Source organism: Snodgrassella sp. W8158 (assembly GCF_016100435.1).
GTDB lineage: Bacteria > Pseudomonadota > Gammaproteobacteria > Burkholderiales > Neisseriaceae > Snodgrassella > Snodgrassella alvi.
The window spans coordinates 61,339-72,690 of sequence record NZ_JACFSM010000004.1; the positions used below are offsets into that span (position 1 = coordinate 61,339).

Below are 11,352 nucleotides of genomic sequence, written 5' to 3' on the forward strand. Positions count from 1 at the left end.
CAGATAAAGGATAAATCATGAGAAAATCCCTGATACTTGCCACATTGTGTACACTGATAAGCACTTCTGCACTGGCACAGATATATGAATGCACCGACAGCAGGGGGAATCACAGTTACAGCGAAGTTCCGAAAGGTAAAAACTGCCATTCTGTCAGCAATCTGGGCGGGAATTTCTCAACCACTTCTGCCTACAAACCGGCCGTAGCTACTCCTGATACCAATTCCAAAGATGCAGATTCAGCCGCCCGCAACCAGCCCGATCAGGCCGCAATTTCTGCTGCCCGTAAAAACCTTGCCGATGCCAAAAAAGCACTGGAAGACGGTAAAAAAATTCGTATGGGAAATGAACGCAACTACGTGCGCTATCAGGAACGCATAAAAGGTCTGGAAGATGCCGTAAAATCCCGGCAGCAGGATTTGGATAACGCTCTGAATGGCAAATAAAATCTGCTTAGAATTTACCGGCTTAAAATATTTTTTAGCCGGTAAATAACTTGAATGATTCATTAAAAGTATATATCTGAGAATTAGCTCTATTATTCAGGCAGGATTATCAAATATAAATCGTAGATAAAACCATATAAAAGCATTCCTGATATTAAAGTAATAACATTATTCTCAGCCTCAACGCATTGATCAAATATCTGTTAAAACTACTATCAAAATTGATTAAATAATAGATAAACATCACTATCAGTACAAAAAGATTTTCATTTCCTGATTAATCAATTACATCTGATGATTATTTTCTCAAATTTTTAACTTAATTACTTTGTGAATAATCCTGTAGATTTAATTTTATCGCACTGTTTGGTAACTCCACTCGTAAGCCTTTTGTCTTATTCTCTATTGACGGAATAAAAATTAAAGTTTTGGAACCAACGTTAGTCAGTAGAATATCTATATGTTCTAGTTCGCAAAAATTATTATCACATGTAATTTTGAAGTTGGATTTAGAATCTTTCGAATTTAATTCATTTATATTTTTTTGTAATACTTTATAATAATTTTTATCTATTAATAGTGATACATTAGTTTTTCTAAGACCATATATAGTAAAAGAAAATTTAAATGAATTAGTTGAAAACGGACCTATTCCTATTAGAATTATAATCAATAAAAATATATAAAATGTAATATTTTTAATTTTTTCATTTTTATCAGATTTTTCTTTTTCAATTTTTTGAGTTGATGCTTTTTTTAATTTTTTAAAGATATTATTATCAACACAGAATTTTAAACTAAAAAATATAAATATTAAAATTTGTACCGTAACTATTTTTTCTAAACTAAAAATATCTGATCCATTACTAAATGCTAATATAAATGTTTCTGATACTATTCCATAAGCCATTATAAATATTATAATACTTAATGACGGAATTCCTTTTAATTTATAATTTTTAATTTTATAATCTTTTATTCTATAATATATAATAGAAGGTAATCCTATTATTAACATATAAACAAAAAAGAAAATTGCTAAATTTGTCAAATATAGCAAACCAATAATTAATGCATATAGCATACCAAAACTTATAGTTATTAATATAAATATTAAAGTTTCACTAATTTGTACATCTGGGGGAATAAAATGTATCTCCATACAGTAAAAAGTAAAAATAATAATTCCAATAGTTGGGCATGTAATACTTATAATCTTAAATATATTTAGTATTAATTGAGTAATTTCTTTAATTTTTTCCATAAATTAAATTTGACATATCATCATGTTATATCAATAAAAAATCAACTAATATTAACATACACAAGTTAACATTAGTTGATTTTATTTTATTCCATCTATTTAATTATTCACTCCAGCTTCGGATGTAAATCAATATATTGCTGCTTACGCTTTTCCAGTTCGCCTATCTGCTCCTGTAAGCGGGCAATTTCTGCATCAATATCATCCACACTCTGCTCAATATGCTGATAAGTCTGCACCAGCAGCTCACGCGCTTCCTGCTTATTCGAAGCTGAAGGAGACACACCGCGCAGCGGACGATTGGCTGTTTCTTTCAGGCAGATACCGGTAACAATTCCGATAATTCCCACCAGCATCAGATAATAAGCCGGAATAAACAAATCATTAGTAGCATCCACCAGCGCAGCGGCAATAGTCGGCGTTAAACCAGCAATAATAATCGCAATATTAAATGCACTGGCCAGAGCACTGTAACGGATACGGGTAGGAAACAGTGCCGGCAGCGTAGAAGCCATAACACCGGTAAAAGAATTCAGAATCAGCGCCAGAATAAACAGCCCGAGAAAAATCAGCCCTACTTTGCCACTGGTAATCAGCTGAAAACACGGAATAGCCAGAATCAGCAATGCAATTGAGCCGCCAATCACAAATGGCTTGCGTCCGATTTTATCGCTGACAAAACCAATAATCGGCTGCATAAACATCATACCAATCATAATCGCAATAATAATCAGCACACCGCGCTCTTCACCATAATGCAGATTATGCGACAGATAGCTGGGCATATAAGTCAGCAGCATGTAGTAAGTGATATTTGTGGTTAACACCAGCCCGACACTCACCAGCAATGTAGGCCAGAAACGCTGCATAATTTTCTTAAACGAAACCTGAGGCCGGTTACCAACGTCTTCCTGCTCAGCCTTTTCCATCATATCCAGATGTTGCTGAAAAGCCGGAGTTTCCTCCGCAGCATGGCGCAAATACAAGCCCAGCAGACCTAAAGGAGCAGCCAGAAAAAACGGAATGCGCCAGCCCCACGAGAGAAAATGTGCCGAACCCATAATATTTTCCAGCAATACCACCAGCCCTGCACCAAGCACAAACCCGCAGATTGAACCAAAATCCAGAAAACTGCCCAGAAAACCGCGCTGCCTGTCGGGTGAATATTCCGCGACAAAAATAGCCGCTCCCGTATATTCACCGCCCACAGAAAACCCTTGAGCCAGCTTACACAACAGCAACAGCACAGGTGCCCACATACCAATACTGTTATACGATGGAATCAGACCAATACAAAAAGTACTGAGTGCCATAATAATAATGGTAGTCGACAATACTTTCTGCCGGCCGAAGCGATCGCCAAGTATCCCGAAAAATACACCACCAAGCGGGCGCACCAGAAATGGTACGGAGAAGGTACCCAGTGCGGCGATTATCTGCACACTGGGCGAAGCAGACGGAAAAAATACCTGTCCCAGCGCATAAGCCACAAAACCATATACCCCAAAATCAAACCACTCCATGGCATTACCCAGTGCAGCGGCAGAAATGGCCTTTTTAAGCTTATTCTGGTCAACAATAGTGATATCGTGTAATTCCAGCGTTCCGTTCTGAGTAGGAATCAGTGGTGGAACATGAGAAGAAGCCTCATTTTGTTTATTAACAGCTGTCATGATAATCCTCTCATTATTAATATTTAAATGATATTTCAATTATAACATGCGTCTGAAAAACGCTTTGTAATTGAATTTTAAAGAAAACTATCTACAGCATAATCGATAAAAGAGCGCTTGTGCTACAATTATTTTATTCCACCCCGATTTTTCATAGTTTATTAATTCACTTTCACAGCCTGTTTGCCGCATTACTGAGCCGCTATCCTGCCTGCTCCGGCATCAGCCCGCAAAGCCTGCCTGTACAGTGGCAGCTGTACATGAATCTGATGCAATTGCCGCCATAATACCTTTTCAACCACATCATCATCCGGCAGCGGCCTGCTCACTTTTAACAGCTCTGCCAATGCCTCCCACTTAGTTTGAAAAAGTGCGGAATCGGGTTTCTGCTCCATCAATTCTGCCAGACTGCCGGCAATCGTCATCCAGTATTGCACCTGTTCCGGCGTCAGCTGTGGACGCAGGCGATCCACCTGAGCACGAATCGCACCCAGTGCAGAAATACAGCTTAACAATACATAATTCAGTTGCAGCAAGGTCTTACCCTCAGCCAGATGTTGCCCGTAACGTTTTGGTTCCATCGACATATCAGCTACAGTATTACTCAGCGTAACCGCCAGCTCGTGTGCATTGCGTCGCGCCGCGCGATAAACAACATCGTCGCTCAGCCCGTTCTGCAACTGCTGCGCTACCTGTCGCAGATAGACACCATCACTGCTTAAGGCGCGTCCGGCAATCCGTCCCAGCGTCAGATAACGCCAGTCCGGCCACAAATACGATACCGCACACCATGCCAGCACAGAGCCAAGAATCGTATCCGTAAAGCGTGACAGCATGGCTGACTGCGTATCCATACCGATAATCGCAAAGCCCACCAGCACCTGAACCGTAATAAAAAACGTGGAGAAACTGTAGCGACGAACCCTGAATGCAAAAAACAGCACCGTACTAACCACCACAATTATCAGCCTGCCAGACAGCGCAGGCACAAAATAGGGCAATGCCGAACCCACTACTACCCCAAGCAGCGTACCCACAATTCTTTGTTTCAGCCTGGCTGTTGTTGCCGAATAATTCGGCTGACAGACAATAACCCCGGTCAGCAAAATCCAGTAACCCATTTTCAGATGGAAACTTTCAACCACCACACAGGTAACAGCAGTCAGAATGGCCAAACGCACAGCATGGCGCAACACATTCGACTGAAAAGTAAAATGTGCTTTTAACGCCGGCAGAATATCGCGTATCCGGTCAACATCCAGCCCGGCAATCTGCAAATCACCGATGTTTTGTTCTTTACTGTTATTCTTTACCTGTTCCAGCCACAACAGCTGCTCATTAATCGCCAGAATATTAGCCGTTAACTGCTGTAAACCCGGTAAATCCTCATCACTGCCATGTTCTGCACAATAACGTGCCACAGCCTGCTGTACACCTTCACCGGCACGCTGAAGCATCAGATTAAATGCATACGGCTTATCTTCCTGCAGGCATTCACCCATCTGCCGGCAAGCCTGAGCCTGCAACACAATCAAGCGCTGAATACGGTAAATTAAATCAGAATGTGCCAGCTTGTGCGCCAGTGCCGCATAATCAACATGGCGCGAACTGATACGTTCATGGATATTCTGTGCAGTCAGATAATATTGCAGCAGCATACCAATACTACGCTGCCGGTGCTGCCGGCGCAGACGGTAAAACAAAGCAGTACGGCACTGATTAAAACCATTAATCACCGCCGTATTTTTCATTGCCAGCTCAAGTTCCCTTTCTGCAAGCAAATCCACCTCATCCGGGTCAAAAAACTGAGCTTTTACCAGCATATAATCGGCCAGTCTGGCAAAAGAGCCGGCCAGATTGTCCTGCACCGGCCGGTTAGGAAACAGCAGATGCAGCACCAGCGTACACAGACTAAACAAACTGGTACCGCAAACCAGCATAATCGGATTGGTATACCAGGGTAAAAGCGGCGAATAAGTCAGCACCGTATACAGCATCACCAGCAGCGTACCAAAAGCAATCGTGCGGTATCGCACATCAATAGCACCCATCATCGTCATACTGAATGCCGCCCACACCATCAGCAGCGAAAACGCCAGCGGATGCCCGAATGTCCACTGCACCGCAGTAGCAGCCAGAGAAAAATGTATCAGCGTAAAAAACAGATTGCGTAAACGGCCGGTAAATCCATCATCCAGATCCACCAGCCCGCCGGCAATAATTCCCAGAAACAGTGCCGTACTTTCAGCCGTATTGCCCGTATACCATACCCACAGTGCCGCCAGCATCATACTGAGCAGCATCGGTAAATTGGCCAGATAACCTGCACGTACCGGAATTGTTCGCATCTAATCGCCTCTAATGACCAGAAAACACAACCTGCCCCATTTTAGCAAGCTGCCGGATAAACCGGACAGATTATTTACAGCATAAAAAAACCGGCTTCAAAAAGCCGGTTTTCCATATACAGACACAATTATTTCTTCTCAACCTGTGCCTGCCAGGTATCACGCAAAGTTACAGTACGGTTAAATACCGGATTTTCCGCAGTATGGTCATAGCGGTCAGTCACAAAGTAGCCCAGACGCTCAAACTGATAGCGCGTTTCCGGTGCCAGCGTATTTGCTACCGGCTCCACCAGTGCATCAATTTCTGTTACCGAGGCCGGATTCAGAAACTCAGTAAAATCACGATACTGACCATCATCACCGCGTACCGCATCCGGACGTTCCACAGTAAACAGCCGGTCATACAACCGCACCTTAGCCGGCACAGCATATTCAGTAGACAGCCAGTGAATAACACCTTTCACCTTACGTCCCTGCGGCTTAGAAGCCAGCGTGTCATGGTCTATCGAGCATTTCAGCGACACCACCCGTCCGGACGCATCCTGCACCACTTCCTCACACTTAATCACATAGCTGTAACGCAGGCGCACTTCACCGCCCAGCGTTAAACGCTGCCAGCCTTTAGGCGGCTCCAGCGCAAAATCGTCTGCTTCAATATAAATCGTTTTCGTTAGCGGTATCAGACGCTCGCCCATTTCCGGATGATGCGGATGAAACGGTGCTTCACGGCTTTGCGTTATCGCCTCATCAAAATTAATCAGCTCAACTTTAATCGGATTGAGCACCGCAATCATCCGAGGTGCCACACTTTCCAGATCTTCACGAATAGCACCTTCCAGAACACTCATATCCACCACATTTTCACTCTTGGAAATACCTACCCGTTTGGCAAACAGACGCAGCCCTTCCGGCGTATAACCGCGGCGGCGCATACCGGAAATAGTTGGCATACGCGGGTCGTCCCAGCCGGACACATGGTCTTGCACTACCAGCTGATTCAGCTTGCGTTTGGAAGTAATCGAATACAGCAGTTCCAGCCGAGAAAATTCATACTGATGCGGCTGATGCGCAATCGTAATATTCTCCACCACCCAGTCATACAGCGGCCGGTGTGATTCAAATTCCAGCGTACACAGCGAATGAGTAATATTTTCAATCGCATCCGAAATCGCATGCGTATAATCATACATCGGATAAATAACCCATTTATCACCAGTGCGATGATGATGCACACGGCGGATACGGTAGATTACCGGATCACGCAGATTAATATTGCCCGCAGCCATATCAATTTTCAGCCGCAGCGTTTTACTGCCGTCCGGAAACTCCCCATTGCGCATACGGGCAAACAAATCCAGATTTTCTTCTATCGTACGTTCACGATACGGGCTGTTTTTACCCGGCTCCGTTAACGTACCGCGATACTGACGCATTTCCTCAGCATCCAGATCATCCACATACGCCTTACCTGCTTTAATCAGCTCCAGCGCATACTCATACAAACGTTCAAAATAATCTGAAGCAAAACGTTCCTCATGCCACTGGAAACCCAGCCACTGCACATCTTCCTTAATCGAGCGCACATACTCATCCGATTCTTTCTCAGGATTCGTATCATCAAAGCGCAGATTACACAAACCATCATAAATATAAGCCAGACCAAAATTCAGGCAGATCGATTTAGCATGGCCGATATGCAGATAACCATTAGGTTCGGGAGGGAAACGCGTAATTACCTGCCGGCATTTCCCGCTTTGCAGGTCTTCCTCAATAATAGAGCGTATAAAATGATTATCGGCAAACTGATCTTTATTAAGCATAGTTCTTCTGAATATGTGCAAATGTGTTTTGCAGAATAAAAACGCCTGAAAACACCAAGTAAAAGGTAATAATTATATACCCAATTTATATAAGCAATATACAATTATACTAACCAAAAACGTATCAATTAAACAGTTTAGTAATAATTAAGCAAATACTAAACCAAATCAGATGAAATACAAACAATAATTTACCGATTAATTAAATTCAGCATCCATCACCGGAAAAACCCAAATTGCCTTTGTCTGCCATCGGGCAGACTTAACAGCGAAATACTTACCTGTCAGACGCACACTGCCCGTATAAAATAAAATATGCTTAATATTCAAAGCATAAAAATCCAGCCAGCCAGAAAGCACAGAATACAACACACAAGCTGTCATACCACATCCGTTAAAATGGCATTGCGCCTTCAACACAATTCATTCCGTAAACATATTTTCAGCAAAACATCTTCCGGAAATGAACCGCATCACATCAGCCAGTTACAAAAAGCCATAATAAATCACTGAGCCGCCATAAACCCATGCATACATTAATATCTGCATTAATTTATTTCATATAATAATCAGACTACAAAACTAAGTTTTTATGTACAATTATCAGAATTAAATTTGAAAATTCATTCAAATAAAAATACACACATCTTTACCCGCACAATCAACAACCCGAAATTTTTATCAACACATGCTTTCTTCCGGTTTCAGTGCCAGACACAATCCGGCATACAACCTGCATAGTTACCAGCCTTAGTGCAGGTCTTAATACCGGCAAATAGTTATTCAGGCATTAAGAGCACGAATATCCGGCAGGAAGCAGCTGATATCAAAGGATTAATCATGGTACGAGTAAACAAATTCAACCGGCAGAATAAATTTAAAAAAATAAACCGGCAACAAACAGGCAGTGATAAGCAGCCCCTAAGCAAAGGCAAAATCAGCCCGGAAACACAGACATCTGCACGCACCGCAACCCCTTCCCTGTTTTTGCGCCTGTATCATTACTATTTCAACCCTGATAAAACCGTAAGAAGAAAAAACCGCATAAGCTCACTGCAAACAAGCGCCAGATTCTCCGTATTAATATGTATTGCTTTAATTATCTTTGCATCGGTCAGAAATATTATCAGATTAAAACATGCCAGCATCACCAACACACACACTTTACCGAATTCCGGTATCAAAAATACACCTGCTCCCATCAAAATCCGCAATAGCAGTACACAATCCCGAAACAAAGAGCACAAAATCCGGCAAGAACATCATTAACCAGATAAATTTTTAATAGTCACATACCGTATTATTAGTGAGAGAATAATAACAGAGAAAATAATTTATAATATCAAATAAAACCATCAGCATATTTAACCAATCCGGCAAAATTAACAGCTGAACGTTTTATCTTTATATTCAGGATTTAGCTGTTAATTTATTTTTCCACTGGTCTGTATTCCTATTTATTTTTATTGCTTTATTAAAAATAATTAAATACATCCATCAGCATTTTATGCAAATATATTATCAATAACCAGCACAGAACTGGAGATTTGTTATTATTCAAACGATATTTGCCATATTCACTGCGGATAATAAAACGCCACTGCCCCAATAGAGGAACAATAGCGTTATTTTAATAAAATTCCAGATTCCGGCTATGGCTAAATCAGCCGGCTTTTTTGCAAAGAGAACAGTTCAGGCTTGCCGGCGCAAGCTTACATGCACCGGTAAATTGTCAGCCGGCGACCACAGCAAGCCTGCAAAACTTACTTACTGCTAACCGGCAGCTTGCCCTGCTGCTCCAGTTCCTTTATATATTCGGGCAGGATTACCTGCTGGATATTGTCACGTTCTTTTTTAATTGCATCCAGTTTAGCTTTATTGCGCCGGTAATCCGCCATAGATTTGATTGAAGGGCGTGGTGTACACAGTTTCTGGCTTTTCTTAAATAGTTCAAACTGTTTCTTTACTGCCTCACGAGCATCATCATCTTTGGTGCCATAATCAATATATATTTGGTTACAAGCTAGGAAATGGACAGTAATATTACTTGTCTTACCAAAATCATCACCCATAGATGGTGGTGGAGGTGGAAGTGGTATTACTGCTGAATGACTTTCATGATATTGTGCTATTGCTTTTTTTTCATTTTCATCAAAATTGACCCCTGGTAAATTTAATCCTCTTGCATGCCAACCCGGATAAGGTAACACTGTCCAGTTAATACGCGCAGTCATACCCGGTTTCCATTTCGCCGGCAGATAGGCGGCACCGCAAGTTGAACCACCACCAAAGCGTTTTTTGCCAACCTCATAATCATCTACGCCCGCTGTGTTTGGAATACAACCACCATTAATTGAACCACCATGTACATTTTCATAGTTGTATTCCAATGCCTCTACCGGCGCGGCATAGGATTTGTTTTTACCGGAAGTAACGCCGACAAAAGGCTCAAAACCGCCGCCGCAGGAGGTGATGGCGGTAGCCGACAGCAGCAATAAACTTAGCCGGATAAGGCGGTTTACGGTGAATATTTTTTTAGCAGACATTTGATGCTCACTCTTCTTGGGTTAAACACTGTGATTACTGCATGGTGTATTTAATAATTGATTTCATCGCTGCATCTGCACCTTCCCCTTTATTCCGGTTTTTGTTATCACCCTGTTGACGGTACTGCTTACATCTGTCAGTTTTTATGCAATGATATTACCAATATCTGGCGCAGAAACGGAAATTTTTTATTAGTCGAACCTGTATTTACACTGCGGATAATAAAACGCCACTGCACCCGTATGGGAACAATGGCGTTATTTTAATAAAATTCCAGATTCAGGCTATGGCTGAATCAGCCAGCTTTTTTGCAAAGACAACAGTTCAGGCTTGCCGGCGCAAGCTTACTTGCACCGGTAAATTGTCAGCCGGCGACCCCGGCAAGCCTGCAGAATTTATTTACTGCTAACCGGCAGTTTGCCCTGCTGCTCCAGCTCCTTTATATATTCCGGCAGGATTACCTGCTTAATATTTGCCCGCTCCTGCTTAATTGCATCCAGCTTAGCTTTATTGCGCCGGTAATCCGCCATAGATTTTATTGAAGGGCGTGGAGTACACAGTTTCTGGCTTTTCTTAAATAGTTCAAACTGTTTTTTTACTACTTCCGGTGCATTTTCCTGTCGGGTGCCATAATCAATAAATATCTGATTACAGGCTAAAAAATGAACGGTAATATTTCTTACCTTACCAAAATCATCACCTGCAAATGGTGGTGGAGGCGGCAAAGGTATAATTGCTGAATGACTTTCATGATACTGTCCTATTGCATTTTTTTCATTTTGGTCAAATTCTAATCCAGGAACATTAAGAACTTTCGCATGCCAACCCGGATAAGGTAATACTGTCCAATAAATTTTTGCTGTCATCCCTGGCTTCCATTTCGCCGGCAGATAGGCAGCGCCACAAGAGCCGCCACCACCATAACGTTTTTTTCCGACTTCATAATCATCTACGCCCGGTGTATTTGGTATACAACCACCATTAATTGAACCACCGTGTACATTTTCATAGTTGTATTCCAGCGCTTCCACTGGCGCGGCATAAGATTTGTTTTTACCGGAAGTAACGCCGACAAAAGGCTCAAAACCGCCGCCGCAGGAGGTAACAGCGGTTACCGATAGCAGCAATAAACTTAGCCGGATAAGACGGTTTACGCTGAATATTTTTTTAGCAGGCATTTGATTCTCACTCTTCTTGGGTTAAACACTGTGATTACTGCATTGTGTATTTAATAATTGCATTTCTATATCTCCT

The 11,352-nt window shown here is 42.0% G+C and carries 9 protein-coding genes; 2 read left to right on the top strand and 7 right to left on the bottom strand.

Translation table 11 applies throughout. From position 1 onward, the window contains the following. Positions 1-17: 17 nt before the first annotated feature. Positions 18-446 (top strand): DUF4124 domain-containing protein, encoded by a 429-nt coding sequence (locus H3V11_RS09465; protein WP_174829794.1) that lies wholly within the window; start codon positions 18-20, stop codon positions 444-446. 319 nt (positions 447-765) lie between these two features. On the opposite strand, the gene H3V11_RS09470 is transcribed toward H3V11_RS09465, so the two are convergent. From H3V11_RS09470 to H3V11_RS09490, 5 genes are all read right to left on the bottom strand, one after another. Then, a complete protein-coding gene (locus H3V11_RS09470) occupies positions 766-1,710 on the bottom strand; it encodes a hypothetical protein (protein WP_198224639.1) in 945 nt (314 codons plus the stop codon). 107 nt (positions 1,711-1,817) lie between these two features. Continuing rightward, the gene (gene proP / locus H3V11_RS09475; RefSeq protein ID WP_198224641.1) at positions 1,818-3,383 is read right to left on the bottom strand and encodes a glycine betaine/L-proline transporter ProP; all 1,566 of its coding nucleotides are present in this window, start codon (positions 3,381-3,383) and stop codon (positions 1,818-1,820) included. A 191-nt stretch (positions 3,384-3,574) separates the two neighbouring features. Then, a complete protein-coding gene (yccS, locus tag H3V11_RS09480) occupies positions 3,575-5,731 on the bottom strand; it encodes a YccS family putative transporter (protein ID WP_110413893.1) in 2,157 nt (718 codons plus the stop codon). A gap of 128 nt (positions 5,732-5,859) precedes the next feature. Further along, the gene (locus tag H3V11_RS09485) at positions 5,860-7,551 is read right to left on the bottom strand and encodes a glutamine--tRNA ligase/YqeY domain fusion protein (RefSeq protein ID WP_198209848.1); all 1,692 of its coding nucleotides are present in this window, start codon (positions 7,549-7,551) and stop codon (positions 5,860-5,862) included. Between the two features lie 198 nt (positions 7,552-7,749). Then, positions 7,750-7,971 carry a hypothetical protein gene (locus tag H3V11_RS09490; RefSeq protein WP_198224643.1) on the bottom strand — a complete coding sequence of 74 codons (222 nt, stop codon included), beginning with the start codon at positions 7,969-7,971 and terminating at the stop codon, positions 7,750-7,752. 420 nt (positions 7,972-8,391) lie between these two features. Here H3V11_RS09490 and H3V11_RS09495 point away from each other — a divergent pair, with 420 nt between their 5' ends. Beyond that, positions 8,392-8,820 (top strand): hypothetical protein, encoded by a 429-nt coding sequence (locus tag H3V11_RS09495; protein WP_144235832.1) that lies wholly within the window; start codon positions 8,392-8,394, stop codon positions 8,818-8,820. Between the two features lie 494 nt (positions 8,821-9,314). On the opposite strand, the gene H3V11_RS09500 is transcribed toward H3V11_RS09495, so the two are convergent. Together H3V11_RS09500 and H3V11_RS09505 are read right to left on the bottom strand one after the other, a co-directional pair. After that, the gene (locus H3V11_RS09500) at positions 9,315-10,097 is read right to left on the bottom strand and encodes a DUF3304 domain-containing protein (RefSeq protein ID WP_198224645.1); all 783 of its coding nucleotides are present in this window, start codon (positions 10,095-10,097) and stop codon (positions 9,315-9,317) included. Positions 10,098-10,493: 396 nt separating this feature from the next. Then, positions 10,494-11,276, bottom strand: a complete 783-nt coding sequence (locus H3V11_RS09505) for a DUF3304 domain-containing protein (RefSeq protein ID WP_198224646.1) — start codon at positions 11,274-11,276, stop codon at positions 10,494-10,496. Positions 11,277-11,352 lie beyond the last annotated feature (76 nt).